Raw genomic sequence first — 24,758 nt, 5'->3', positions numbered from 1 at the left:
GCCCCATTTTAGGCTTTTCAAGCTACGAAAAGCGGGCATTTCCCTAATGCAGCCATAGCCTGACAAGGGTTTGCGCCTCATTGACACCCTTTCGGCGCCCTTTGAAGGGCTGCCGCGTCAAGGTATCAAAGCGTTTCATGTGCCTTCAGACCCATGCCGACCAGAAAGGTTTCGGACGATTTGTCGCGCGAGGCCTTGGGTTTGAAGGGTTTTACGGTGCGGAAATTGGCCTTGAACAACTTCACCAGCTCGTCGTAGCCGCTGCCATGGAAGAGCTTGGCGACCAAAGCCCCTTCGGGCTTCAGGTGGTGCTGGGCGAAGTCGATTGCAAGCTCGATCAGATGCGCGACACGGGCAGCGTCGGCCGAATGGATGCCCGACAGGTTGGGCGCCATGTCCGACACCACCAGGTCGGCCTTCCGGCCGGCCAGCACGCCCAGCACCTGCTCCAGCAGCGCCGCTTCGCGGAAATCGCCCTGCAGGAAGGTTACGCCCTCGATCGGCTCCATGGGCAGCATGTCGAGCGCGATGATGGTTCCGTTCAGGGCTCCGGCCGCGGCGCCGTCGGGCGACATGCGCCGCCGCAGGTACTGGCTCCAGGCGCCCGGTGTGGAGCCCAGGTCAACCACCAGCTGGCCCGGTTTGACCAGGCCCAGCGACTCGTCGATTTCCTTGAGCTTGTAGGCGGCGCGTGCGCGATATCCCTCGCGCGTGGCCAGTTTCACGTACGGATCGTTGATGTGGTCGTGCAGCCACGCCTTGTTGACTTTTTTGCTCTTTGCCTTGGTGCTCATGGGTGGCCTCTCGTGCTTCGCGCTGCGGTATTCGCCTTGGAAGCGGCCCGGCGGTTCGAGAGGTTGCTTTCTACCCTCGATAATACGGGGATGCCCGCCATTCAACTTACCCCTGCCGAGCGCAAGGTGCACCGCGCCGAAGCTCACCACCTGGATCCGATCGTCATGGTCGGTGGAGACGGGCTGACCCCTGCCGTTAAAAAAGAGGCCGACGCGGCGCTCAAGGCCCACGGGCTGATCAAGATCCGCGTCTTCTCCGACGACCGCCTGGCGCGCGACGCCATGCTGCAGGAACTGGCCGACGAACTCGATGCCGCGCCCATCCAGCACATCGGCAAGCTGCTGGTGCTGTGGCGCCCCAAGCCCGAGAAAGAACGCGTGGTCGACGAAGACCGCATGCCCGGTCCGCGCGACATCAAGGTGCTGAAATACAGCAAGCGCGGCGGCCAGCGCCCCGAAATCAAGACCCTGCGCGTGCTCGGCAACCAGCGGCTCACCCCCGGCGGCACCATCAAGCGCGCCAAGGCAAAACGGCCGCTCTCGGCCAAGAAGCGTAACCAGGCAGACTGAACTTGGCGCCAGCGCAAGGCGCCCAGCGCCATATCCTCTGCATGAAGTGGGGCACGAAATACGGCCCCGAATACGTCAACCGCCTCTACGCGATGGTGCGCCGCAATCTCAGCGGCGACTTCAAGTTCGTGTGCCTGACGGACGACGGCACCGGCATTCGCCCCGAGGTGACGTGCCTGCCGATTCCGCCGCTCAACCTGCAACTGGCGCCCGGCCAGCGCGACGGCGCGTGGAAGAAGCTCACCACCTTCGAAAAAGACCTGCACGGCCTGCGCGGCACCGCCCTGTTCCTGGATGTGGACGTGGTGATCGTGGGCAGCCTCGATGCGTTCTTCGAGCGCCCCGGCGAGTTCCTGATCATTCACGACTACGCGCGCCCCTGGCGGCGCCAGCGGATCACGGGAAACTCGTCGGTCTACCGCTTCGAGCTGGGTGCCCATGCCGACGTGCTGGCGTATTTCCGCGAGAACATGGACAAGGTCCAGGCCGAGTACCGCAACGAGCAGACCTACCTGTCCGACGTGCTGCACAAGCAAGGCAAGCTGGGCTATTGGCCCACAGCCTGGTGCCCGAGCTTCAAGTACCACGGCATTCCCATGTGGCCGGCCAACTACTGGGAAGAGCCCTTCGTGCCGGAAGGCGCGCGCATCATGGTGTTCCATGGCGAGTGCAATCCGCCCGACGCGCTGGCGGGCCGGCGCAACCGGGCTTTCCGCTTTATCCGGCCTGCGCGCTGGATCTCGAAGTTCTGGAAAGAGTGAAGTGGCCGGGCGGCTGGCTGGAGCAGCAGGGCCCGCCCTCCGCCGCCGTCGTCCGGACTTAGCTTGCGGCCGGCGCTTTGGCGCCCATGCGCCACAGCAGCACGCCCGCGCACAGCCACTGAACCAGGTACATGCCGCTTCCCACGGCGTGCCAAAGCTTCAGGTTGTCGCGCGCAAGAATGCGGGGTGCTACGGCATATTGCTGGAGCAGCGCCAGCAGCAATGCGCCCAATATCAGGAAGATGGCGGTCATCGAGGCGTTGTCGATGCGGTCGTCCATCTTCGTCCTGAAATGAACCAGCAGCAGCAAGCCGCAGCCGATGGCAATCCAGCTCTGCGCCTCGAACAACTGCCCCGCAAAATTGCCCGCCACGGCGGGATTGCCGAGCCTCGCGAAAAGCATCGGCACGACCAGGAAACCGATTGTCGTGAGACTGCCCCACCAGAAGGCGGCCAACAGCAGCGCGAGGCGGTCTTTCATCCGGCGCGGATCAGATGTAGCGAACCGCCACGATCTCGTAGCGTTTGAGGCCGCCCGGGGCCTGCACCTCGGCCACGTCGCCTTCTTCCTTGCCGATGAGCGCACGCGCAATCGGGCTGGAGATATTGATGAGCCCCAGCTTCAGGTCGGCTTCGTCTTCGCCGACGATCTGGTATTTGACGGGTTCGCCCGATTCCTCTTCTTCGAGTTCCACCGTGGAACCGAACACCACCTTGCCGCCGGCGTCGAGCTCGGCCGGATCGATGATCTGTGCGGCCGACAACTTGCCTTCCACTTCCTGGATGCGGCCTTCGATGAAGCCCTGGCGGTCCTTGGCGACTTCGTATTCGGCGTTCTCGCTCAGGTCGCCCTGGGCGCGGGCTTCGGAAATCGCGTTGATGACCCAGGGGCGGTCCACGGTCTTGAGCTGATGCAGTTCAGCGCGCAGCTTCTCGGCACCGCGCTTGGTAATTGGAATGGTGGCCATGTTTGGTTCTCCATAAAGCGAAACCGCCGAACGCTGCCGTTCGGCGGTCGATTGGGGGAAAGGATCAGACGAGTGTGCGTCCGGTCAGCCGGCTCAGGATGGCGAGCGGGCTCGAATTGGGATTGTATTGCTTCGCCGCGGGCAGATGAAGGGTCTGCTCCAGCATGTACTGGCCCGCCATGACGGCGTGCGAGGTCTGGTCGGAGAAGCACACCCACACCGAACCCGGCGGGAACTTGGCGGTTTCCTGCGGCGAATTTTCCTGGTACGCCATGTCCGACTTCATGCCGTCGTGCAGCTGCAGCATCAGGTGGTCGTACTCGCTGCGCAACGACTTGGTCACACGCAGTGCGCGCAGCAGCCTGGCCTGCCAGCGCACATAGGGCTTGGCACGCGGCAGAAAGCGCCGGGCAATGTCTTCGAAGGGCTCGCCCACGCGCCACACGCGCGGCGCGCCCTCGGGGTTGACGTTGGTGAACACGCGCAGGATGCGCTCGCCGTAGTTGGGCCGCGACGGGAATGCGTCGACGTGCAACCGCCGGTCGTCGGCGCGCCAGGATTGCACGCGCGTCTCGACCTGCGCCGGCCTGTAGCTCGTCGGCGCCAGGCGCAGAGCCGGCGTGTAGTGGGGCAACAAGCCATGGATGAGTTGCTGCGCCTGCGCGCGAAAGCGCCCGACCATCGCCGCCACGGCGCGCTGCACCGCCTCGTCGCCGGCCACGCCCTTGAGCTTGCCGTCGGCGTCGAGGCTGATATTGCGTACGTCGGCCGACAGCAGGCCGGGTGTCAGCAGGCTGCGCTCTTCCGGCAGCAGCTCGAAGCCCAGGCGCGGAAAGTACAGCACCTTGCCCGCTTCCAGCTCCGCGATCCACGCCTCGTTGGGCGTGGCCGCGTTCCAGTTCGCCAGGTCCAGTTCGACGAGCTGCGTTTCCATGATGGCGCTCAGGCTCAGGCCACCGCAGCCAGCTGCGCGTGCATCTCCTGCACCGAGATCACGCCGAGCTCGTCCATGAAGCCCATGCCCTCGACCGCGGCTTCGGCGCCGAAGATCGTGGTGAACGTGGTCACGCGCGCCAGCAGCGCCGAGGTACGGATCTGCCGCGAATCGGTGATTGCGTTGCGGCGCTCTTCCACCGTGTTGATGACCAGCGCAATCTCGTTGTTCTTGATCATGTCCACGATGTGCGGGCGGCCTTCGGTCACCTTGTTCACCGTCGCGCATTCGATGCCCGCGGCGCTGATGGCGGCTGCGGTGCCCTTGGTGGCGATGATCTCGAAGCCCAGCTTGACCAGGCCGCGCGCCACTTCCACGGCGCGCGCCTTGTCGTTGTTCTTCACCGAGATGAAGACCTTGCCCGACTTCGGCAGGTGGGTGCCGGCACCGAGCTGCGACTTCACGAAGGCTTCGCCGAAGGTCTTGCCCACGCCCATCACTTCGCCGGTCGACTTCATCTCGGGGCCGAGGATGGTGTCCACGCCCGGGAACTTGACGAACGGGAACACGGCCTCCTTCACGCTGAAGTACGGCGGCGTGACTTCCTTCGTCACACCCTGCGACGCGAGCGACTGGCCGGCCATGCAGCGTGCCGCCACCTTGGCGAGCTGGATGCCCGTGGCCTTGCTCACGTAAGGCACGGTACGGGAAGCCCGCGGGTTCACTTCGAGCACGTAGATGACGTCCTTGCCGTCCTTCTGCTGGATGGCGAACTGCACATTCATCAGACCGACCACGTTGAGCGCCTTCGCCATCGCGGCGCTCTGGCGCTTCAGCTCGGCGATGGTTTCCGCGCTCAGGCTGTAAGGCGGCAGCGAGCAGGCGGAGTCGCCCGAGTGCACACCGGCTTGCTCGATGTGCTCCATCACGCCGCCGATCAGCGTGGCGCCTTCGCCGTCGCGGATGCAGTCGACGTCGCACTCGACGGCGTCGTTGAGGAAGCGGTCGAGCAGCACCGGCGAGTCGTTGCTCACCTTGACGGCTTCGCGCATGTAGCGCTCGAGGTCGCGCTGCTCGTGCACGATTTCCATCGCGCGGCCGCCGAGCACGTAGCTCGGGCGAACCACCAGCGGGTAGCCGAGAGCCGCAGCCTTTTCGAGCGCTTCGGGCTCGGTGCGGGCGGTGGCATTCGGCGGCTGGCGCAGGCCCAGCTCATGCAGCAGCTTCTGGAAACGCTCGCGGTCTTCGGCCGCGTCGATCATGTCGGGCGAGGTGCCGATGATCGGCACGCCGTTGGCCTCGAGGTCGAGCGCGAGCTTGAGCGGCGTCTGACCGCCGTACTGCACGATCACGCCGAGCGGCTTTTCCTTGTCGACGATCTCGAGCACGTCTTCGAGCGTGAGCGGCTCGAAGTACAGGCGGTCGGAGGTGTCGTAGTCGGTCGACACGGTCTCGGGGTTGCAGTTGACCATGATGGTCTCGTAGCCGTCCTCGCGCATGGCGAGCGCGGCATGCACGCAGCAGTAGTCGAACTCGATGCCCTGGCCGATGCGGTTGGGACCGCCGCCGAGCACCATGATCTTCTTCTTGTCGGTCGGGTCGGCTTCGCACTCGTCCTCGTAGGTCGAGTACATGTAGGCCGTGTTGGTCGCGAACTCGGCCGCGCAGGTGTCCACGCGCTTGTAGACCGGGCGCACGCCGAGGGCACGGCGCTTCTCGCGAATCGCGGTATCGGTGGTCTTCAGCTGGCGCGCCAAACGGCGATCGGAGAAGCCCTTCTTCTTCAGAGCAAGCAGCGTGTCCTTGTCGATCTCGTCGAGCGACTTGGTTTCGAGCTCGAGTTCGATCTTCACGATCTCTTCGATCTGCACCAGGAACCACGGGTCGATCTTGGTCAGCGCGAACACTTCGTCCACAGAGAGGCCCATGGCAAAGGCATCGCCCACGTACCAGATGCGCTCGGGACCGGGCTCGCCCAGTTCCTTCTCGAGCACTTCGCGGTCTTGCGTTTTCTCGTTGAGGCCGTCGACGCCCACTTCAAGGCCGCGCAGCGCCTTCTGGAACGATTCCTGGAAGGTGCGGCCCATGGCCATCACCTCGCCCACCGACTTCATCTGCGTCGTGAGGCGCGAGTCGGCCTGCGGGAATTTCTCGAAAGCGAAACGCGGAATCTTGGTGACCACGTAGTCGATCGACGGTTCGAACGACGCAGGCGTGGCGCCGCCGGTGATCTCGTTGCGCAGCTCGTCGAGCGTGTAGCCCACGGCCAGCTTGGCCGCGACCTTGGCGATCGGGAAGCCCGTGGCCTTGGAGGCCAGCGCCGACGAACGCGACACGCGCGGATTCATCTCGATGACGACCATGCGGCCGTCCTTCGGGTTGATGGAGAACTGCACGTTCGAGCCGCCAGTGTCCACGCCGATCTCGCGCAGCACGGCCAGCGAGGCATTGCGCAGGATCTGGTATTCCTTGTCGGAGAGCGTCTGTGCCGGTGCCACGGTGATCGAGTCGCCGGTGTGCACGCCCATCGGGTCGAGGTTTTCGATTGAGCAGACGATGATGCAGTTGTCGGCCTTGTCGCGCACGACTTCCATCTCGTACTCTTTCCAGCCGAGCAGTGATTCTTCGATCAGCAACTCGCTGGTCGGCGAGGCTTCGATGCCGCGCTTGCAGATGGTCTCGAATTCGTCGGGGTTGTAGGCGATGCCGCCGCCGGTGCCGCCGAGCGTGAAGCTGGGGCGGATCACGGTCGGGAAGCCGAGCGTCTTCTGCACGGCCCAGGCCTCGTCCATCGTGTGCGCGATGCCCGAGCGTGCCGAACCGAGACCGATCTTGGTCATCGCGTCCTTGAACTTCAGGCGGTCTTCGGCCTTGTCGATGGCTTCGGGCGTGGCACCGATCAGTTCGACCGGCTTGTTGGTGGCCGCGCCGGTGTACTTGTCGAGCACGCCGTTGCGCCAGAGGTCGAGCGCGCAGTTCAGCGCGGTCTGGCCGCCCATGGTCGGCAGGATGGCGTCGGGGCGCTCCTTGGCGATGATCTTCTCGACCGTTTGCCAGGTGATCGGCTCGATGTAGGTGACGTCGGCCGTGGCCGGGTCGGTCATGATCGTCGCGGGGTTGCTGTTGATCAGGATGACCTTGTAGCCCTCCTCGCGCAAAGCCTTGCAAGCCTGCACGCCGGAGTAGTCGAACTCGCAGGCCTGGCCGATGATGATCGGGCCGGCGCCGATGATGAGAATGGATTTGAGGTCTGAGCGCTTGGGCATCTTATTTATCCTTGGTGAAACCGATGCCGCGGCCGCTGTAGGCGCCCGGCTTCGGCTCATCCATCAGTTGATGGATCGCGTTGAATACATCGCGAAAGTTCTGGTCGTATCGCTGTTCCAGCGCGTTCAGCTTGCGCTTGAGATCGGCGTGCTCCGACAGCATGCTGCGCAGCTTGACGAAGGTACGCATGATCTCGATGTTGACGGCCACGGCGCGTTCGCTGCGCAGCACGCTCGACAACATGGCAACGCCCTGTTCGGTGAAAGCCACGCTTCGGTAGCGCGCGCCGCCGGAACCCGGCTTCTCGGGTTTTGAGATCACAAGTTGTGATCTCAAGTTCTCGAGGTCCTGGTTCTCCAGGGTGAAAGCAAAATCCGCGGGGAAACGATCGAGGTTGCGGCGCATGGCCTGCAACAACACCCGGGTCTCGACGCCGTAGAGCGCGGCAAGATCCTGCGCCAGCATGACCTTGAGGCCGCGCAGCACATAGATCTTGCCCTCGGCATCGCGCAAGGCGGCGATGACCGAGACGTCGAGCACCGCGGGTGCATCAGCCACGTGCCTGCTCCATGAGCGCGGTGAAGCGGTCGAACAGGTAGCCGATGTCGTGCGGGCCGGGCGAGGCTTCCGGGTGGCCCTGGAAGCAGAACGCCGGCTTGTCGGTGCGCGCCAGGCCCTGCAGCGTGTTGTCGAACAGGCTGATGTGCGTGGGGCGCAGGTTGGCCGGCAGCGACTTCTCGTCGACCGCGAAACCGTGGTTCTGGCTGGTGATGCTCACGCGGCCGTTGTCCAGGTCTTTCACCGGATGGTTCGCGCCGTGGTGGCCGAACTTCATCTTGAAGGTCTTCGCGCCGGAGGCCAGCGCCATGATCTGGTGGCCCAGGCAGATGCCGAAGGTGGGAATGCCGGTTTCGATGAGTTCCTTGACCGCGCTGATGGCGTAGTCGCAGGGCTCCGGGTCGCCCGGGCCGTTGGCCAGGAAGATGCCGTCGGGTTTGAGCTTGAGCACATCGGCGGCGGGCGTTTGCGCTGGCACCACGGTAATGCGGGCGCCGCGCTGCGCGATCATGCGCAGGATGTTCTTCTTGACGCCGTAGTCGAACGCCACCACGTGGAACTTGGGCGTGATCTGCACGCCGTAGCCCGCGCCCAGCTTCCACTCGGTCTCGGTCCACTCGTAGGTCTGCTGGACCGACACCACCTTGGCAAGGTCGAGGCCCGCCATGTTCGGCGCGGCCTTGGCCGCCGCAACGGCCTTGTCGATCAGCGCCTGCGTGACCGCTTCGCCTTCGGCCAGGCCCAGGATGCAGCCGTTCTGCGCGCCATGGGTGCGCAGGTGGCGGGTCAGCTTGCGGGTGTCGATGTTCGCGATGGCCACGGTCTTGCCGGCCACGAGGTATTCGTTCAGCGTCGCGGTCTTGCGGAAATTGGACGCGACGAGCGGCAGGTCTTTGATGATCAGGCCAGCGGCATGGATCTTGTCGGCTTCGATGTCTTCCCCGTTGACGCCGTAGTTGCCGATGTGCGGATACGTGAGCGTCACGATCTGCTGGCAATAACTCGGGTCGGTGAGGATTTCCTGGTAACCGGTCATGGCGGTGTTGAACACCACTTCGCCGGTCGTGGAGCCGGTGGCTCCGATCGAATTGCCTTGAAAGACCGTGCCGTCTGCGAGCGCCAGGATGGCGGGCGGGAAACTTCCCTTGAGAGACAAAAGCACTGGGTTCTCCGGATGGTTACGGTCGCCCGGAGCCCCAGGCGCGTTGCCTGCGGACTGCTGCTTAAGGGGATTTTGGCGTTAAAGGCGGCCGGGCGACGCTATTGCGAGTAAGCCCCCGATTGTAGCTCGGCGGCATCACCCTCTTGCCCTGCAAGGCCGGAAACTTCGCTGCCGATGCACCAACGGCATCGAAAATTCAGGAGCCCGCCCCCGCCGGCCCGGCCGCGCCGCTGGCATGCAGGCAGATGGCAGCCGCGGCCGCCACGTTCAGCGACTCCTCGCCGCCTGGCTGCGCAATGCGGATGTGGTGCGTTGCCCGCGCCTCCAGCGCCGGTGAAACGCCCTGCCCCTCGTGGCCCATCAACCAGGCGCAGGGGTGCGGCAGGCGTGCCTGGTGCAGCCACTCGCCCCGGTGCGAACTGGTGGCCACCAGCGGCACTTTCAACTCGTCGAGCGCGTCGGCCTCCACGCCTTCGATCAACCGAAGGCCGAAATGTGCGCCCATGCCGGCCCGCAGCACCTTGGGTGCCCACAGCGCTGCCGTACCCTTGAGCGCGATCACCTGCTTGAAACCGAAGGCCGCCGCACTGCGCAGGATGGAACCGGCGTTGCCGGCGTCTTGCAGGCGGTCGAGCACGACGCTCGGCGCGTCGGGCAGCAGCGCCGGCCGTTCGGGCAGGTCGAGCACGAAACCCATGGGCGCCGGCGACTCCAGGCCGCTGACGGCACGCAGCAGATCGTCGTCAACCACTACCGTTTTAATAGCAGCATTCACCCATTCGGCGGGAGATTGCGGCCAAAAAGATTCGGAAAAAACGGCGATGGCGGGCTTGATGCCCCTGCCAAGTGCCGCGCGGCAAAGGTGGTCGCCCTCCAGCCAGACGCGGCCAAGCCTGCGGTAGGCGCCCGGGTCCTGCGCCAGCTTGCGCAAGTCCTTGAGCAGCGGGTTGTCGCGCGAGCTGATGTGGCTCGGGCCGGTCGGGGTGGTCATGGGTGAGGCGTGCGGCTCACGGCGCGGCGCGCAAATCGAGGCGCACGGTCTCGACCGTCAGGGACGCCGCCGGCACAAGCATCGTGGCTTCGGCCGGCACGGCAGCACCGACGGCGGTGCGCGCCAGCGCTGCGGCCACCGGGCTGAACGACCGGCGGTGATGGACGCAGGCGCCGTGGCGCAGCAGCGCTTCGAGATGCTCCGGCGTGCCGTAGCCCTTGTGGCCGGCAAAACCATAGTGGGGAAATTCGACGTGCAGTTGCTCGCACAGGCGGTCGCGGTGGACCTTGGCGAGGATCGACGCGGCGGAAATTGCCTTGACCCTCGCGTCGCCCTTGATGATCGCCTCGGCCAGCACATCGAGCGTCGGCAGGCGGTTGCCGTCGACCAGCACCTTGGCGGGCTTCAGGCGCAGGCCTTCCACCGCGCGGCGCATCGCGAGCATCGTGGCCTGCAGGATGTTGTGGGTGTCGATTTCTTCGACACTCGCCTGCGCCACCGAGCAGCACAGCGCCTTGGCAAGAATCTGGTCGTGCAGGCGTTCGCGCTGCAGGGCCGTGAGCGTCTTGGAGTCGGCCAAGCCGCGAATCGGGCGCTGGTCGTCCAGGATGACGGCCGCAGCCACCACCGGGCCTGCGAGCGGACCCCGGCCCGCTTCATCGACACCCGCAACGAGGCCCGGCGCGTCCCACACGAGGGCCGCCTGCTCAGCCTTCAAGAACTTTCTGGATCGCATCGGCGCAAAGTGTCGGCGTATCGCGCTGCAGTTGCACGTGCAGCTCTGAAAATCTTTGTTGCAGGGCCTGCGTTTTTTCGGGCGCGTCGAGCCATTCCAGCGTGGCGTGGGCCAGCGCCTCCGGCGTGGCCGCTTCCTGCAACAGCTCGGGCACAACGAACTCGCGAGCCAGGATGTTGGGCAAACCGACCCAAGGCTGGAGTTGCTTGCGCTGCATCAGGCGCCACGACAGCGCGTTCATGTTGTATGCAATGACCATCGGCCGTTTGAACAGCGCCGCTTCGAGCGTGGCGGTGCCGCTGGCGATCAGGGTCACGTCGCAAGCAGCCAGCGCCGCGTGCGACTGGCCGTCGAGCAACATCACCCGCCCGGCTGCACCGCTGGCCTGCAGCAGGGCCTCGACCTCCGCGCGCAACCCCGGCAGGATGGGCGCGACGAACTGCAGCGCCGGCCTTGCCTTCAGCATCTGCGCCGCAGCGGCGAAGAACCGGGCGGCCAGATAACGGACCTCCGAACGGCGGCTGCCGGGCAGCAAGGCGACGACTTCGGCATCCGGCGCCAGGCCCAGCGCGGCGCGGGCCGCAGCGCGGTCGGGCGCCATGGGAATCACGTTGGCCAGCGGATGGCCGACATAGCTGCCCTGCACGCCGTGCTCGGCCAGCAGCGCTGGTTCGAACGGAAAGATGCACAGCACATGGTCGGCCGCCGCCCGGATCTTTTCGACGCGGTCCGCACGCCAGGCCCAGATCGACGGGCAGACGAAGTGCACCGTCTTCATGCCGCGGCTGCGCAGCCCGGCTTCGAGATCGAGGTTGAAATCAGGCGCGTCGACGCCGATGAAGAGTTCAGGCCATTCGCGCAGCAGCCGCGCCTTGAGCTGGCGGCGAATGCCGGCAATTTCGGCGTAATGGCGCAGCACTTCGATGTAGCCGCGTACCGCGAGTTTTTCTTGCGGCCACCAGCTCTGCAGGCCGTGCGCGAGCATCCGGGGGCCGCCGATGCCGACAGTCTGCAGCGATGGCCAGCGCGCCTGCAGGCCGTCGAGAAGAAGGCCTGCCAGCAGGTCGCCGGAAGCTTCTCCCGCGACCAGCGCGAAGCGTCGCTGTTCGTCCTTGCCCATGCGACTGCTACTTCAACGCGCGATGCCGCGCGTCGAGTTGGCGAGGAAGCGCTCCATCATCGCCACGTCTTCGGCCGCCTCGGGCGTCTCGGCAGCCAATGCGGCGATGCCGGCGCGCGCTTCCTCGAGCGTCTTGCCCTGCCGGTACAGCAGGCGATGCATCTGCTTCACCGCCGCAAGGCGGGGTGCCGAAAAGTCGCGCCGGCGCAGACCTACGACGTTGAAACCGCGCACCGCCAGCGGGTTGCCGTCGACCAGCATGAAGGGAGGCACGTCCTGCGACACGGCACTGGCAAAGCCGACCATGGCGTGGGCGCCGACCGAAACGAACTGGTGAATGCCCGTCAGCCCGCCGATCGTGACCCAGTCGGCCAGGTGCACGTGGCCGGCCAGCGTGGTGTTGTTGGCCAGGGTGGTGTGGTTGTCGACATGGCAGTCATGCGCGATGTGCGTGTACGCCATGATCCAGTTGTCGTTGCCCACGCGCGTGACACCGCCCGCTCCAGGCACGCCGAGGTTGAAGGTGCAGAACTCGCGAATGACATTGCGGTCGCCAATGACCAGTTCGGTCGGCTCGCCCGCGTATTTCTTGTCCTGCGGCACCGCGCCGAGCGAGGAAAACTGAAAGATCCGGTTGTCGCGGCCGATGGTGGTGCGGCCCTCGATCACGCAATGCGCGCCGATGGTCGTGCCCGCGCCAACCCGCACGTGCGGACCGATGATGGTGTAGGGCCCGACCGAAACCGAGGCGTCCAGTTCTGCCTTCGGGTCGATGAGCGCTGTCGAATGAACCTGCGTCATGCCTTGTCGTAACCGCCGCAAGATCAGTTGATCTGGCGCATGGCGCACATCAGCGTGGCCTCGCAGGCGAGCTCGGTGCCCACCAGGGCACGGCCCTTGAACTTCGAGATGCCAGCCTTCATGCGCTCGATTTCGACTTCGAGCGTGAGCTGGTCGCCCGGCTCCACGGGGCGCTTGAAGCGCGCGCCGTCGATGGCTGCAAAGTAGTAGACCGTGTTGTCGTCGGGCACGATGTCCAGCGAATGAAACGACAGCAGTGCCGCCGCCTGCGCCATGGCTTCGAGCATCAGCACGCCCGGCATCACCGGGCGGTGAGGAAAGTGGCCGTTGAAGAACGGCTCGTTCATCGTCACGTTCTTGAGTGCCGTGATGCGCTTGCCCTTTTCCATGTCCAGCACGCGATCCACCAGCAGGAACGGGTAGCGGTGGGGCAGCAGCTTGAGGATTTGATGGATATCGAGCGTCGTCGTCATGATTTTCTGTTCCTGCATCGTCTTCACTTTTTCTGGGGGGCTTTCTCCAGCGCCTTCAGTCGTTCGCGCAGGCTGTGCAACTGCTTGAGCGTTGCAGCATTTTTTTCCCAGCTCGCATTGTCGTCGATGGGGAACATGCCGGTGTACTGGCCGGCCTTGTGGATCGAGCGTGTGACCACCGTCGCCGCCGAAACGTGCACGCCATCGGCCACCGTCAGGTGACCCAGCACGATGGCGCCGCCACCGAAGGTGCAGTGCGCGCCGATGGTGGCGCTGCCCGCCACGCCGACGCAGCCCGCCATGGCGGTGTGCTTGCCGACGCGCACGTTGTGGCCGATCTGAATGAGGTTGTCGAGCTTGACGCCGTCTTCGATGACGGTGTCGTCGAGCGCGCCGCGGTCGATGCAGGTGTTGGCACCGATCTCGACGTCGTTGCCGATGTGCACTGCGCCCAGTTGCTCGATCTTGACCCACTCTCCCTTGTGCGGCGCGAGGCCGAAACCGTCGGCGCCGATCACCACGCCGGGGTGCAGCAGGCAGCGCTCGCCGATCGCACAGTCTTCGCTGACGGTCACGCGCGACTTCAGGACCGTGCCGGCCCCGATGCTTGCGCCCCGCTCCACCACGCACAAGGCGCCGATGCGCGCCGTGGCGTCCACATGGGCTTCAGGGTGAATCACCGCGGAGGGATGGATGCGATCGGCCTCGGGGCGCGCATGGTGCGCCTTCCAGAGCTGTGTCAGCCGCGCAAAGTACAAGTACGGATCGGCCGCGACGATGAACGCTCCGCGCGCCGCTGCCGCCTCGCGCATGGCGGGCGAAACGATCACGCAGGCGGCCTTGGATGCCGCCAGTTCCTGCTGGTATTTGGGATGGCTCAGGAAGCTGAGCGCATCGGGCTGTGCATTCTGAAGCGGCGCAAGCCGCTCGATGGACAGCGCAGCGTCGCCGTGGAGCTCGCCCCCAAGGGCGTCAACAATGGCTCCGAGCTGCAATGCCACGCCGTTTTCGCGGCGTTATTTGCCGCCCGCAGGCGCGGAAGAAGTGCTCGAGGCGTTCAGCGCCTTGATCACCTTGTCCGTGATGTCGTGCTTCGGATTGATGTAGATCGCTTCCTGCAGGATGGCGTCGTACTTTTCAGCCTCGGCCACCTGCTTCACCACGCGGTTGGCACGCTCGTAGACCTGCTGGAGCTCTTCGTTCTTGCGCGCGTTGAGGTCCTCCTGGAACTCGCGGCGGCGGCGCTGGAAATCGCGATCCTGGTCGACCAGCGCGCGCTGGCGCGAAGTACGCTGGCTTTCCGACAAGGTAGGCGCTTCGCGCTCGAACCTTTCGGAAGCCGTTTTCAGCGATTCGCCCTGCGTCGTGAGATCTTTCTCGCGCTTGAGGAACTCGGCCTCGAGCTTGGCTTGCGCCGCCTTGGCCGGCTGTGCCTCGCGCAGCACGCGGTCCGGATTCACGAATCCGATGCGAAAAGTCTCCTGCGCCTGGGCCGCAGGCGCGGCAACCAGCGCGAAAACGGGGATCAACAACGCGCCAGCGGCGGCGCGAATCAAATGCGTCATTTAGAAAGAAGTTCCGATCTGGAATTGCAAGCGCTGGATTCTATCCCTCGGGATCGTGACGAGGCCGGTCGCCGGATCCACCACTTCCTTCTGGGACCTGATGGGGAAGGCGTAGGCCAGGCGCAGCGGGCCGAGCGGCGAAATCCAGCTGACGCCAAGTCCGACGGAGGCCCGCAGCTTCTTCTGAGCCTTGTACTGCGCGTCGGTCAGGCCTTCGGCCCGCGAGCCGAACACGTTGCCGACGTCGAAGAAGCCGTACAGGCGCAAGGTGCGGTCGTTGCCGGCGCCGGGGAACGGCGTGCTGAGCTCGGCATTGAAGATTGCCTTCTTGGTGCCGCCCAGGGCGGCGCCTTCGGTCTGGAAAAGCAGCGGCGCGTCGCGTGGACCCAGCGAGTTCTGCTCGAAGCCGCGGATCGAACCCAGCCCACCGGCATAGAAGTTCTTGAAGATCGGGAAGGTCTTGCCGCCGAACGCCTTGCCGTAACCGACTTCGCCGTTGATTGCGAAGGTGTACTGCTTGCTGATGGGGAAGAACTGCTGGTACTGGTAGCTCGTCTTGAGGTACTTCATGTCGCCGCCGACACCCAGCTCGACGTTGGCGCGCTGCAGGCGCCCGCTCGTCGGAACCAGCGCGCTGTCGCGGTTGTCCCGGCCCCAGCCGATGGTCAGCGGCACGCCCCAAACGCTATCCTGCTCGCACCGCGAGATGATCAGACCGGTAGCGTCCGTCTTGCACTGGAAGTAGTCGCGGTACGACTTCGGCGTGAGGAAGGCGAAAGAACTCTGCGCATCGAATGCATAGCGCTCCAGGCCGACTCCGAAGAAGACGGTGTCGACTTCGCTGAACGGCACACCAAAGCGGATAGAGGCACCCTGATTGACCAGCTGGTAGTCGCCGTCGACCGAGTAGTTGTAGGGGCGCGTCGTCGTGTGATAGACGCTCACCGTGCGCGAAATGCCGTCCTGCGTGAAGTACGGGTCGGTGGTGGTCAGCGAAAGCGTGCGGTTGTACTTGCTGGTGTTGACCTGCAAGCCAAGGAAGTTGCCCGAACCGAACACGTTCTCCTGCGAGATACCGAAGGTAAGAGCCACCTTCTCCGCGCTGGAATAACCGGCACCGAGTTGCAGGCTGCCGGTGGGCTTTTCAGCCACGTTCACGACCAGGTCGACCTGGTCGGGCGAGCCCGGGATTTCCTGGGTTTCGACGTTCACTTCGGTGAAGAAGCCCAGGCGGTCCACGCGGTCGCGCGAGATCTTGATCTTGTCGCCGTCGTACCACGAAGCCTCGAACTGGCGGAACTCGCGCCGGATCACTTCGTCGCGCGTCTTGGCGTTGCCGCCCACGGCGACGCGGCGCACGTAAACGCGGCGCGAAGGTTCGGCTTGCAGCGTCAGGGTCACGCGGTTGTTGACGCGATCGATTTCCGGACGCGCCTGCACCCGTGCGAACGCATAGCCGAAGGTGCCGAAATAATCGGTGAAGGCCTTGGTGGTTTCGGTGACCTGCTCGCCGTTGTACGGCTCGCCGGGCTTGATGGTCACGAGAGACTTGAATTCCTCGTCGCGGCCCAGATAGTTGCCGTCGAACTTGACGCCGGCCACCACGAACTTTTCACCTTCGGTGATGTTCACGGTCACCGACAGGTCCTGCCGGTCGGGCGAAATGGCAACCTGGGTCGAATCGATGCGGAACTCGAGGTAGCCGCGCGTGATGTAGTACGAACGAAGCGTTTCCAGGTCGGCGTTCAGCTTGGAACGCGAGTACTGGTTCGACTTGGTGTACCAGCTCATGAAGCCGCCGCTGTCCTGGTCGAACAGGCTCAGCAGCGTCGATTCGCTGAATGCCTTGTTGCCCACCACGCGCACTTCGCGAATGCGGGCGGAGTCGCCTTCGGTCACGGTGAACGTGAGGTTGACGCGGTTGCGCTCGATGGGCGTGACCGTGGTCACGACCTGCGCGTTGTAGAGGCTGCGGCTCACGTACTGGCGCTTGAGCTCCTGCTCGGCACGGTCGGCCAGCGCCTTGTCGTACGGCCGGCCATCGGTCAGGCCGACTTCACGCAGCGCCTTCTGGAGCGCTGCCTTGTCGAATTCCTTGGTGCCGACGAAATCGACGTCGGCAATGGTGGGCCGCTCTTCGACGATCACCACCAGCACATTGCCGTTGACGTCGATGCGCACGTCCTTGAACAAACCCAGGTCGAACAGCGCGCGGATGGCGGCCGATCCACGTTCGTCGCTGTAGGTATCGCCCACACGCAGCGGCAGCGACGCGAAGATCGTGCCGGCCTCGACGCGTTGCAAGCCCTCTACGCGAATATCGCGCACCGTGAAAGGCTCGACGGCCCAAGCTGCCGTGGCTGCCAGCGCGCTGGCCACCACCGCGGCAACGCTACGCAGGCGAAAGCGACTGAAGTTTGTGTTCATCTGTGAATTGGGCCGGCGCGGAAAGGGCCGGCAGAAAGTTAACCAAAGAGCCGCGTGACGTCGTTGAAGAGTGCGACCGACATCATGACCAGCAGCAAAGCGACACCGCCGCGCTGAAGCCGTTCCATCCAGGCGTCAGAGACGCTCTTGCCGGTCAGGCCCTCCCAAAGATAATACATCAGGTGTCCCCCATCGAGGACCGGCAGCGGCATGAGATTGAGCACACCCAGGCTCACGCTGATCAGCGCGAGAAATACCAGGTACTGGGTCAGCCCGAGGCTCGCGGACTTGCCCGCATAGTCGGCGATCGTGAGCGGCCCGCTCAAGTTCTTGAGCGAGGCTTCGCCGATCACCATCTTGCCCATCATGCGAACGGTGAGCGCCGAGACCTCCCAGGTGCGCACGATGCCGTGCCAGACACCGTCGATGGGCCCCTGCCGCACCGTGACCATTTCGGGCGGGGCGCCAACGTAAGCGCCGATCCGGCCGACCTTCACACCCGCCTCTTCGCGCAGTTCGGGCCTCACTTCAAGATCGAGCAACTGCCCGCCGCGCTGCACCTGCCAGGTCTGCGCGCGCGGCTGGTCGCCGTCGATCGATGTGCGGATCACCTCGCGCAATTGCTGCCCGTCGACGATGGGCGCGTTGCCGATGGCACGGACCAGATCGCCATCGCGCAGGCCGGCGCGTTCCGCGGCACTGCCGGCCATGACCTGGCCGATTTCGGGCCGCGTCAGCGGAGCGAGCACGCCGATCTTGCGGAACATCTGCGGATCGGCGTCCTTGGCCTCCATGCGGCTCAGGGGCAGCACGATCTGGCGTTCGGGCCGGCCGCCCTCGCCCGCGATTTCGAGCGTCAGGTCCTGGCCGTCGAGAGCGCCGCGCGTCATGCGCCAGCGCAGGTCCTCGAACGACTGCACGGGCACCAGGTCACCGTCGAAACCGGCGCGCGTGATGTGCTCGCCGCCGCGCAAGCCCGCGGCTTCGGCCAGCGAGGCCGCCACGGGGCGGGCCAGCTTGGCGACGGGCTCATCCACGCCGATCCAGTTAACGACCGTGTAAAGCGCCACGGCAAGCAGCAGGTTGGCAATGGGCCCGGCGGCGACGATGGCGGCGCGCGAGCGCAACGGCTGTGTGTTGAACGCGCGGTGCCGCTCTTCCGGCGCCACCGGACCCTCGCGCTCATCGAGCATCTTGACGTAGCCGCCGAGGGGGAACGCACCGATGACGAATTCGGTCGACTGGCCGGGATGCTGGCGCTTCGGCTGCCAGCGGTACAGCGTCTTGCCGAAGCCGACCGAGAACCGCAGCACCTTGACGCCGCAAGCGACCGCGACGCGGTAGTGGCCGTATTCGTGCACGGCAATCAGCACGCCGATGGCAACCAGAAAAGCTATGACAGTGAGCATCCGGGTCCTCGGTTGTCTGGCGTATCAGGCCGCAAAGCGCAGCGCCGCGGCGTTGGCCGCCGCCCGGGCACTGGCATCGAGCGCCAGCAGGTCGGCCAGCGATGCGGGCTTGGAGGGTGCAACGGCCTCCAAAGTTTCCATGTTGACCGCATGAATGCGATCGAAGCGCAAACGCCGGTCAAGAAAGGCCTCGACCGCGACTTCGTTGGCAGCATTGAGCACTGCCGTGGTCCCCGGCGCCGCTCGCAGCGCATGCCAGGCCAGGCCCAGCCCGGGGAACAGCGCCGCATCGGGAGCGTCGAAGCTCAGTGCCGCCATCTGGCGGAAGTCGAGGCGCCCCGCTCCGCTTTCGATGCGCTCTGGCCAGGCCAAGCCGACGGCGATGGGCACACGCATGTCGGGCGTGCCGAGCTGCGCGATGACGGACGCGTCGGTGAACTGGACCATCGAATGCACCACGCTCTGGGGGTGGATGACCACCTCGATCTGCTCGGGCAGCACGCCGAACAGGTGGCGCGCCTCGATCACCTCGAGCGCCTTGTTCATCATGGTGGCGGAATCGACCGAAATCTTGCGTCCCATGACCCAGTTCGGATGGGCGCAGGCCTGCTCCGGCGTGACCGAGCCCAGGCTGCCGGGAGCACGCGTGCGGAAGGGGCCGCCCGAAGCGGTCAGGATGATCTTGTCGATGCGCCGCGCCCAGGTCGATGGATCTTCCGGCAGCGACTGGAAGATGGCCGAGTGCTCGCTGTCGATCGGCAGCAGCGTGGCGCCGCCTTCGCGCACGGTGCGCATGAACAGCTCGCCGCCGACCACCAGCGCCTCTTTGTTGGCCAGCAGGAGCCGCTTGCCGGCGCGCGCCGCAGCCAGGCACGGCCCGAGGCCCGCAGCGCCCACGATGGCGGCCATGACAGCATCGACCTCCTCGTGAGAGGCTATCTTTTCTATAGCATCGTCGCCGCCCAGGACTTGTGTTCCAAGGTTGTTCTGCTTGAGTTTTTCCGCCAGCAGCGCCGCATGCGGCGCACTGGCCATGACTGCGAACCGGGGCGAAAACCGCGCGCATTGTGCCAGCAGCTCGTCGACCTTGGTCGACGCGGACAGCGCGAAAACCTCGAAGCGCTCGGGGTGCCGCGAAATGACATCCAGCGTGCTGACCCCGACCGAACCGGTCGAGCCCAGCACCGTGATGCGTTGTTTGGGTGTGTTCACAAGGAAGCCAGCATCATTGCAATGGGAAGTGCCGGCAAGAGGGCATCCACGCGGTCGAGTACGCCCCCGTGGCCGGGCAGCAGGCGGCTGCTGTCCTTGGCACCGGCGCTGCGCTTGATCAGCGATTCGACCAGGTCGCCGACGACGCTCATCGCGGCCAGGAACACCACGCCCACGAGGAGCAGCCACCAGCCGCGTTCATGCAGCCGGGTGTAGAGGCTTGCCACCGTTGCGCCCGCAGCCTTGTCGGCCCAGACCCACGCAAAGGCCAGCACCACCACGCCCGCCATGCCGCCCCACACACCTTCCCAGCTTTTGCCGGGGCTGATGGCGGGTGCAAGCTTGCCGCGTGTGAACTTGAGGCCGAAAGCGCGGCCGGCGAAATAGGCAAAAACGTCAGCCACCCAAACCAGCACGAGGATCGAAAGCAGAAAGTTGATACCGACCATGCGCGCCTGCACGGCCGCGAGCCACGCCACCCAGAGCGCCAGCAATCCGCCGACCAACCGCAGGCCACGCGGAATGCGGGGCCACCCAGGCACCGCCACACGCAACAACGCGGCGCCGCCGAGCACCCAGGCGGCGCTGGCCAGCAGCCACATGAGCAGCAGCTGGCGCTCGAGAAGCCCCAGCCACCACGACAACGCACAAAGTGCCACCGTCTCCAGGCCGAGGAACACCGAGAGACGCTGACCGTATCCGTTGAGACGGCCCCACTCCCAGGCCCCGGCGCCAATCAACACCAGCATGACACAGGCAAAAGGAATGTGCGACGGATAGAAGAGCGCCGGCAGCAGGATCGCCAGCAGGACGATGGCCGTGAGGATGCGTTGTTTGAGCATGCGGCGAAAGTTCGGGCCGGGAAGGCCGTCAGGCCAACTGGCGATCGGAGGTGGAATCGCTGCCGGCCGTGACCTGAGCGGAAGTTTTGCCGAAACGGCGCTCGCGAACCTGGAATGCGGCAATTCCCGCGTCCAGTTCCGCCTCATCGAACTCGGGCCACAGCTTGTCGCTGAAGAAAAGCTCCGCGTACGCGCTCTGCCACAGCAGGAAGTTCGACAGGCGCTGCTCTCCGCCGGTGCGAATGAGCAGGTCGGGATCAGGCACGTGCGCCAGGGCCATGGCGCGATCGAGATTGGCTTCGGTGAGCGCTTCGCCCTGCTCGGCCAGCTTGGCGGCCGCACGTGCAATGTCCCACCGGCCGCCGTAGTTGAAGCAGACGTTGAGGATCAGCTTCGTGTTCTGCGCCGTGGCCTCTTCGGCGTCGACCAGGCCCTGCACCATTTTCTTGGAGAGCCCGGCCCGCTCGCCGACGAAATGCAGCCGCACGCCGTCGCGTCCCAGCTTGGGCACTTCGCGCGCAAGCGCACCGACCATGATCTCCATCAGCCCCGAAACCTCTTCGGGCGGCCGGTTCCAGTTCTCAGACGAAAACGCGAAGACGGTGAGAATGCCCACGCCGCGATCGACACATGCCCTGACGCAACGCCGCAGCGATTCGACGCCCTGCTTGTGTCCTGCCACGCGAGGCAGAAATCGCCGCGTGGCCCAGCGTCCATTGCCATCCATGACGATGGCAATGTGATGGGGAATCTGCAGCGGAGAGGAGGCCATGCGCAGCCTCAAACGGCCATGATCTCCGCTTCCTTGGCCGCGACCAGACGGTCGATTTCCGCGATGTGGCGGTCCGTGACCTTCTGGATCTCGGCTTCGGCGCGCTTCTGGTCGTCCTCGGAGGCGAGCTTTTCCTTGACCAGCTTCTTGACCGATTCGTTCGCGTCGCGGCGCAAGTTGCGCGTGGCAATCTTGGCGGTTTCGCCTTCGTTGCGGACCAGCTTGGTCATTTCCTTGCGGCGCTCTTCGCTCATCGCGGGAAGCGGCACGCGAATCAGGTCGCCCATCGATGCCGGGTTCAATCCCAGGTCGCTTTCGCGAATGGCTTTTTCGATCTTCGCGCCCATGCCCTTTTCCCAGGGCTGGACGCTGATCGTGCGCGAGTCGAGCACCGACACGTTGGCCACCTGGCTCAAAGGAACCTGCGAGCCGTAATACTCGACGTGGATCGAGTCGAGCAGCGCGGAGTTAGCGCGGCCGGTGCGGATCTTGGTGAGATTGTTCTGGAATGCGGCGAGCGACTGATTCATCTTCGCGTCGGTCGCACTGCGAATTTCTGCAATGGTTGGGGTCGTCATCTCAATACTCCTCAGGCATGCACCAGCGTGCCTTCGTCCTCGCCCATGACGACGCGCTTGAGTGCGCCGTTCTTGAAAATCGAGAACACCTTGATCGGCAACTTCTGGTCGCGGCACAGCGCAAAAGCCGTCGCGTCCATGATGCCGAGATTCTGCGCGATTGCCTCGTCGAAAGTGAGCGAGGAATAGCGCGTTGCATTCGGATGGGTCTTGGGGTCGGCGGAATAAACGCCGTCGACCTTGGTGGCCTTGAGCACCAGCTCGGCACCGATTTCGGCGCCGCGCAGCGCGGCGGCCGTGTCGGTGGTGAAGAACGGGTTGCCGGTACCGGCGGCAAACACCACGACCTTGCCCTCTTCGAGATACTGCAGTGCCTTGGGCCGAACGTAAGGCTCGACCACCTGCTCGATGGCAATGGCGGACATGACGCGCGCCACGAGCCCCTGCTTGTTCATGGCGTCGGCCAGCGCCAGCGAATTCATCACCGTGGCCAGCATGCCCATGTAGTCGGCCGTGGCGCGGTCCATTCCGACCGAACCTCCGGCGACACCGCGGAAGATATTGCCGCCGCCGATGACGACGGCGACTTCCACGCCCATGTTCACCACTTCCGCCACCTCTTCAACCATGCGGACGATGGTCGCACGGTTAATACCAAAGGCATCGTCTCCCATTAACGCCTCACCCGACAGCTTCAACAAGATTCGCTTGTGGGCTGGGCGGGGATCAGACATGGGCAATTTCCTTACTTGGGTTGGCGGGGGCGAGTGTAGAACGAGGCGGTGAAAAAGCGGCGGCACACACGTGTGCACCGTCGCTTTGGGGCGTAACAGTTTTTACGCAGCGGCCTTGGCTGCAGCCACCTGGGCTGCAACTTCGGCGGCGAAGTCGTCGACCTTCTTTTCGATGCCTTCGCCGACCACGTACAGGGTGAAGCCCTTGATGGTGGTGTTGGAGGCCTTGAGCATCTGCTCGACGGTCTGCTTGCCGTCGGCGCTCTTCACGAAGACCTGGTTGTGCAGCGAGACTTCCTTGAGGTACTTCTGCACGCCGCCTTCGATGCGCTTGGCAACGATGTCGGCAGGCTGCGACTTCTTGCCTTCGGCTTCGGCCGTCTTGCGGTCTTCCTCGGCCTTGCCGGCGGCAACGGCGCGCTCTTTTTCGATCAGGTCGGCGGGCACGTCGGCAGCAGAAATGGCAACCGGCTTCATGGCAGCGACGTGCATCGCAACGTCCTTGGCCGACGTTTCGTCGCCCTCGAACTCGACCATCACGCCGATGCGCGTGCCGTGCAGGTACGAAGCCAGCTTGCCGTTGCCGGCGAAGTGCTTGAAGCGGCGGAAGCTCATGTTCTCGCCGATCTTGCCGATCAGGCCCTTGCGCACGTCTTCGAGCGTGGGGCCGAAGCCGTCTTGCTCATAGGGCAATGCGCCGAGCGCAGCGATGTCGGCCGGGTTGTTCTTGGCAACCAGCATCGCGGCAGCGCTGGCCATGGCCAGGAAGCTGTCGTTCTTGGTGACGAAGTCGGTTTCGCAATTGATTTCGATCATGCCACCGGCCGAGCCTTCGACAAATGCCGTGACCACGCCTTCGGCGGTGATGCGCCCCGAAGCCTTGCCAGCCTTGTTGCCGAGCTTGATGCGCAGCAGCTCTTCGGCCTTTTCCATGTTGCCGTCGGCCTCGGTCAGGGCCTTCTTGCATTCCATCATCGGCGCGTCGGTCTTTGCGCGCAGTTCGCCGACCATGCTTGCGGTGATTGCAGCCATTGTTCTATCTCCGTGTCCAAAAAATCAGATTAAAAAAAAGGGGCACCAAAGCCCCTTCTTCAGGCGCGTGAAAGCACTCGATCAGGCCGAGGCGCCCTCTTCGACTTCGACGAATTCGTCGCTGCCTTCGGCGATGGCCTTGACCACGTCGCCGCCGGCGCTGTTGCGGCCTTCGATGATCGCGTCGGCGATGCCGCGGGCGTAGAGCGTGACGGCCTTCGACGAGTCGTCGTTGCCCGGAATGACGTAGTCGATGCCTTCGGGCGAGTGATTGGAGTCAACCACGCCGATCAGCGGAATACCGAGCTTCTTGGCTTCGGCCACGGCGATCTTGTGGAAGCCCACGTCGATCACGAAGATTGCGTCGGGCAGCGCGGTCATATCCTGGATGCCGCCGATGTCCTTTTCGAGCTTCTCGATCTCACGCGAGAACGTGAGCTGCTCTTTCTTGCTCAGGCTTTCGAGGCCGGCTTCCTGCTGGGCCTTCATGTCCTTCAGACGCTTGATCGAGGTCTTGACGGTCTTGAAGTTGGTCAGCATGCCGCCGAGCCAGCGGGTGTCCACGAAAGGCACGCCGGCGCGGCGGGCTTCGGCAGCCACGATTTCACGGGCCTGACGCTTCGTGCCGACCATGAGGATGGTGCCGCGGTTGGCGGTGAGCTGCTTGGCGTACTTCATCGCGTCCTGGAACATCGGGAGCGATTTTTCCAGGTTGATGATGTGAATCTTGTTGCGATGGCCGAAGATGAACGGGGCCATCTTGGGGTTCCAGAAGCGGGTTTGGTGACCGAAGTGGACACCGGCTTCCAGCATTTCGCGCATAGTGGTCGACATTGAAATTACTCCAAAGGTTGGGTCTAAAATCCAGCCCGTTTTGCGCCTCCTTCGAATGGAGTCACAACACCTTGATTGGGCCGGTTTGCGAATGTGTCTGGCTGGGTGCGACGGGAGCCGTCGCATGATCAGCGAAACCCAACGAGTATAGCACGGCCCTCCTTGTCTTTTCTCCCTGTCCCACCCTGGAACCGAGCCGTCCGCGCCCTCGCAGCCCA

General features: G+C 64.6%; 25 protein-coding genes. 2 read left to right on the top strand and 23 right to left on the bottom strand.

Features of this window, described 5'->3' with window-relative positions; translation table 11 throughout:
* Positions 1 to 125 precede the first annotated feature (125 nt).
* Positions 126 to 794 (bottom strand): RlmE family RNA methyltransferase, encoded by a 669-nt coding sequence (locus ABIC94_RS04460; RefSeq protein ID WP_354371618.1) that lies wholly within the window; start codon positions 792 to 794, stop codon positions 126 to 128.
* Between the two features lie 90 nt (positions 795 to 884).
* On the opposite strand from ABIC94_RS04460, the gene ABIC94_RS04455 reads away from it, so the two are divergent.
* Both ABIC94_RS04455 and ABIC94_RS04450 read left to right on the top strand, forming a co-directional pair.
* Complete coding sequence (locus ABIC94_RS04455) at positions 885 to 1,364, top strand: YhbY family RNA-binding protein (protein ID WP_258506656.1); 480 nt, start codon at positions 885 to 887, stop codon at positions 1,362 to 1,364.
* A 41-nt stretch (positions 1,365 to 1,405) separates the two neighbouring features.
* Complete coding sequence (locus ABIC94_RS04450; RefSeq protein ID WP_354371616.1) at positions 1,406 to 2,125, top strand: glycosyltransferase; 720 nt, start codon at positions 1,406 to 1,408, stop codon at positions 2,123 to 2,125.
* 58 nt (positions 2,126 to 2,183) lie between these two features.
* Here the strand turns inward: ABIC94_RS04450 and ABIC94_RS04445 are convergent, their stop codons facing one another.
* The 22 genes from ABIC94_RS04445 to rpsB all read right to left on the bottom strand — a co-directional run bounded on the left by ABIC94_RS04445 (position 2,184) and on the right by rpsB (position 24,540).
* Positions 2,184 to 2,606 carry a DUF4149 domain-containing protein gene (locus ABIC94_RS04445; protein ID WP_354371614.1) on the bottom strand — a complete coding sequence of 141 codons (423 nt, stop codon included), beginning with the start codon at positions 2,604 to 2,606 and terminating at the stop codon, positions 2,184 to 2,186.
* A 10-nt stretch (positions 2,607 to 2,616) separates the two neighbouring features.
* Entirely contained in the window at positions 2,617 to 3,093 is a 477-nt protein-coding gene (gene greA, locus ABIC94_RS04440; RefSeq protein WP_354371612.1) for a transcription elongation factor GreA, read from the bottom strand.
* Between the two features lie 64 nt (positions 3,094 to 3,157).
* Complete coding sequence (locus tag ABIC94_RS04435; RefSeq protein ID WP_354371610.1) at positions 3,158 to 4,027, bottom strand: Kdo hydroxylase family protein; 870 nt, start codon at positions 4,025 to 4,027, stop codon at positions 3,158 to 3,160.
* A 14-nt stretch (positions 4,028 to 4,041) separates the two neighbouring features.
* Positions 4,042 to 7,293 (bottom strand): carbamoyl-phosphate synthase large subunit, encoded by a 3,252-nt coding sequence (carB, locus tag ABIC94_RS04430; protein ID WP_354371608.1) that lies wholly within the window; start codon positions 7,291 to 7,293, stop codon positions 4,042 to 4,044.
* 1 nt (position 7,294) lies between these two features.
* Positions 7,295 to 7,852 carry an ORF6N domain-containing protein gene (locus ABIC94_RS04425; protein WP_354371606.1) on the bottom strand — a complete coding sequence of 186 codons (558 nt, stop codon included), beginning with the start codon at positions 7,850 to 7,852 and terminating at the stop codon, positions 7,295 to 7,297.
* Complete coding sequence (carA, locus tag ABIC94_RS04420; protein WP_354371604.1) at positions 7,845 to 9,014, bottom strand: glutamine-hydrolyzing carbamoyl-phosphate synthase small subunit; 1,170 nt, start codon at positions 9,012 to 9,014, stop codon at positions 7,845 to 7,847. Before carA ends, ABIC94_RS04425 begins: the two co-directional genes overlap by 8 nt.
* 196 nt (positions 9,015 to 9,210) lie before the next feature.
* A complete protein-coding gene (locus ABIC94_RS04415) occupies positions 9,211 to 10,005 on the bottom strand; it encodes a TrmH family RNA methyltransferase (RefSeq protein ID WP_354371602.1) in 795 nt (264 codons plus the stop codon).
* A gap of 16 nt (positions 10,006 to 10,021) precedes the next feature.
* Complete coding sequence (rnhB, locus tag ABIC94_RS04410) at positions 10,022 to 10,741, bottom strand: ribonuclease HII (RefSeq protein ID WP_354371600.1); 720 nt, start codon at positions 10,739 to 10,741, stop codon at positions 10,022 to 10,024.
* On the bottom strand, positions 10,713 to 11,861 hold the full coding sequence (lpxB, locus tag ABIC94_RS04405; protein WP_354371598.1) for a lipid-A-disaccharide synthase: 1,149 nt from the start codon (positions 11,859 to 11,861) through the stop codon (positions 10,713 to 10,715). The genes rnhB and lpxB overlap by 29 nt, the downstream gene beginning before the upstream one ends.
* Before the next feature lie 12 nt (positions 11,862 to 11,873).
* Entirely contained in the window at positions 11,874 to 12,662 is a 789-nt protein-coding gene (gene lpxA / locus ABIC94_RS04400) for an acyl-ACP--UDP-N-acetylglucosamine O-acyltransferase (protein ID WP_354371596.1), read from the bottom strand.
* A gap of 23 nt (positions 12,663 to 12,685) precedes the next feature.
* Positions 12,686 to 13,135: a 3-hydroxyacyl-ACP dehydratase FabZ gene (gene fabZ / locus ABIC94_RS04395; RefSeq protein WP_354371594.1), complete on the bottom strand. Its 450-nt coding sequence runs from the start codon at positions 13,133 to 13,135 to the stop codon at positions 12,686 to 12,688.
* A 23-nt stretch (positions 13,136 to 13,158) separates the two neighbouring features.
* Positions 13,159 to 14,136, bottom strand: a complete 978-nt coding sequence (gene lpxD / locus ABIC94_RS04390) for a UDP-3-O-(3-hydroxymyristoyl)glucosamine N-acyltransferase (RefSeq protein WP_354371592.1) — start codon at positions 14,134 to 14,136, stop codon at positions 13,159 to 13,161.
* A 15-nt stretch (positions 14,137 to 14,151) separates the two neighbouring features.
* Positions 14,152 to 14,700, bottom strand: a complete 549-nt coding sequence (locus tag ABIC94_RS04385) for an OmpH family outer membrane protein (RefSeq protein ID WP_354371590.1) — start codon at positions 14,698 to 14,700, stop codon at positions 14,152 to 14,154.
* A complete protein-coding gene (gene bamA / locus ABIC94_RS04380) occupies positions 14,701 to 17,127 on the bottom strand; it encodes an outer membrane protein assembly factor BamA (protein ID WP_354371588.1) in 2,427 nt (808 codons plus the stop codon).
* A gap of 38 nt (positions 17,128 to 17,165) precedes the next feature.
* The gene (gene rseP, locus ABIC94_RS04375; protein ID WP_354371586.1) at positions 17,166 to 18,536 is read right to left on the bottom strand and encodes an RIP metalloprotease RseP; all 1,371 of its coding nucleotides are present in this window, start codon (positions 18,534 to 18,536) and stop codon (positions 17,166 to 17,168) included.
* 24 nt (positions 18,537 to 18,560) lie between these two features.
* Entirely contained in the window at positions 18,561 to 19,748 is a 1,188-nt protein-coding gene (ispC, locus tag ABIC94_RS04370) for a 1-deoxy-D-xylulose-5-phosphate reductoisomerase (RefSeq protein ID WP_354371584.1), read from the bottom strand.
* Positions 19,745 to 20,590 (bottom strand): phosphatidate cytidylyltransferase, encoded by an 846-nt coding sequence (locus ABIC94_RS04365; RefSeq protein ID WP_354371582.1) that lies wholly within the window; start codon positions 20,588 to 20,590, stop codon positions 19,745 to 19,747. Before ABIC94_RS04365 ends, ispC begins: the two co-directional genes overlap by 4 nt.
* Before the next feature lie 28 nt (positions 20,591 to 20,618).
* Complete coding sequence (uppS, locus tag ABIC94_RS04360; protein WP_354371580.1) at positions 20,619 to 21,362, bottom strand: polyprenyl diphosphate synthase; 744 nt, start codon at positions 21,360 to 21,362, stop codon at positions 20,619 to 20,621.
* Between the two features lie 8 nt (positions 21,363 to 21,370).
* Entirely contained in the window at positions 21,371 to 21,940 is a 570-nt protein-coding gene (frr, locus tag ABIC94_RS04355) for a ribosome recycling factor (protein WP_021007531.1), read from the bottom strand.
* Positions 21,941 to 21,951: 11 nt separating this feature from the next.
* The gene (gene pyrH, locus ABIC94_RS04350; RefSeq protein WP_354371578.1) at positions 21,952 to 22,674 is read right to left on the bottom strand and encodes a UMP kinase; all 723 of its coding nucleotides are present in this window, start codon (positions 22,672 to 22,674) and stop codon (positions 21,952 to 21,954) included.
* Positions 22,675 to 22,776: 102 nt separating this feature from the next.
* Positions 22,777 to 23,706 (bottom strand): translation elongation factor Ts, encoded by a 930-nt coding sequence (gene tsf, locus ABIC94_RS04345; protein ID WP_354371576.1) that lies wholly within the window; start codon positions 23,704 to 23,706, stop codon positions 22,777 to 22,779.
* A gap of 81 nt (positions 23,707 to 23,787) precedes the next feature.
* On the bottom strand, positions 23,788 to 24,540 hold the full coding sequence (gene rpsB / locus ABIC94_RS04340) for a 30S ribosomal protein S2 (RefSeq protein ID WP_354371574.1): 753 nt from the start codon (positions 24,538 to 24,540) through the stop codon (positions 23,788 to 23,790).
* Positions 24,541 to 24,758: the final 218 nt, after the last annotated feature.

Source organism: Variovorax paradoxus (assembly GCF_040544635.1).
In the GTDB taxonomy this organism is placed as follows: domain Bacteria; phylum Pseudomonadota; class Gammaproteobacteria; order Burkholderiales; family Burkholderiaceae_C; genus Variovorax; species Variovorax paradoxus_R.
Note: the sequence above shows the minus strand (reverse complement) of the source record. Positions and strands in the feature narration are given on the sequence as shown.

Excerpts from the sequence above, each read along its gene's own strand:
- ABIC94_RS04460 (WP_354371618.1), bottom strand. The coding sequence starts at position 794 with ATGAGCACCAAGGCAAAGAGCAAAAAAGTCAACAAGGCGTGGCTGCAC.
- ABIC94_RS04455 (WP_258506656.1), top strand. The coding sequence starts at position 885 with ATGCCCGCCATTCAACTTACCCCTGCCGAGCGCAAGGTGCACCGCGCC.
- ABIC94_RS04450 (WP_354371616.1), top strand. The coding sequence starts at position 1,406 with ATGAAGTGGGGCACGAAATACGGCCCCGAATACGTCAACCGCCTCTAC.
- ABIC94_RS04445 (WP_354371614.1), bottom strand. The coding sequence starts at position 2,606 with ATGAAAGACCGCCTCGCGCTGCTGTTGGCCGCCTTCTGGTGGGGCAGT.
- greA (WP_354371612.1), bottom strand. The coding sequence starts at position 3,093 with ATGGCCACCATTCCAATTACCAAGCGCGGTGCCGAGAAGCTGCGCGCT.
- ABIC94_RS04435 (WP_354371610.1), bottom strand. The coding sequence starts at position 4,027 with ATGGAAACGCAGCTCGTCGAACTGGACCTGGCGAACTGGAACGCGGCC.
- carB (WP_354371608.1), bottom strand. The coding sequence starts at position 7,293 with ATGCCCAAGCGCTCAGACCTCAAATCCATTCTCATCATCGGCGCCGGC.
- ABIC94_RS04415 (WP_354371602.1), bottom strand. The coding sequence starts at position 10,005 with ATGACCACCCCGACCGGCCCGAGCCACATCAGCTCGCGCGACAACCCG.
- rnhB (WP_354371600.1), bottom strand. The coding sequence starts at position 10,741 with ATGCGATCCAGAAAGTTCTTGAAGGCTGAGCAGGCGGCCCTCGTGTGG.
- lpxB (WP_354371598.1), bottom strand. The coding sequence starts at position 11,861 with ATGGGCAAGGACGAACAGCGACGCTTCGCGCTGGTCGCGGGAGAAGCT.
- lpxA (WP_354371596.1), bottom strand. The coding sequence starts at position 12,662 with ATGACGCAGGTTCATTCGACAGCGCTCATCGACCCGAAGGCAGAACTG.
- fabZ (WP_354371594.1), bottom strand. The coding sequence starts at position 13,135 with ATGACGACGACGCTCGATATCCATCAAATCCTCAAGCTGCTGCCCCAC.
- ABIC94_RS04385 (WP_354371590.1), bottom strand. The coding sequence starts at position 14,700 with ATGACGCATTTGATTCGCGCCGCCGCTGGCGCGTTGTTGATCCCCGTT.
- bamA (WP_354371588.1), bottom strand. The coding sequence starts at position 17,127 with ATGAACACAAACTTCAGTCGCTTTCGCCTGCGTAGCGTTGCCGCGGTG.
- rseP (WP_354371586.1), bottom strand. The coding sequence starts at position 18,536 with ATGCTCACTGTCATAGCTTTTCTGGTTGCCATCGGCGTGCTGATTGCC.
- ABIC94_RS04365 (WP_354371582.1), bottom strand. The coding sequence starts at position 20,590 with ATGCTCAAACAACGCATCCTCACGGCCATCGTCCTGCTGGCGATCCTG.
- uppS (WP_354371580.1), bottom strand. The coding sequence starts at position 21,362 with ATGGCCTCCTCTCCGCTGCAGATTCCCCATCACATTGCCATCGTCATG.
- frr (WP_021007531.1), bottom strand. The coding sequence starts at position 21,940 with ATGACGACCCCAACCATTGCAGAAATTCGCAGTGCGACCGACGCGAAG.
- pyrH (WP_354371578.1), bottom strand. The coding sequence starts at position 22,674 with ATGTCTGATCCCCGCCCAGCCCACAAGCGAATCTTGTTGAAGCTGTCG.
- tsf (WP_354371576.1), bottom strand. The coding sequence starts at position 23,706 with ATGGCTGCAATCACCGCAAGCATGGTCGGCGAACTGCGCGCAAAGACC.
- rpsB (WP_354371574.1), bottom strand. The coding sequence starts at position 24,540 with ATGTCGACCACTATGCGCGAAATGCTGGAAGCCGGTGTCCACTTCGGT.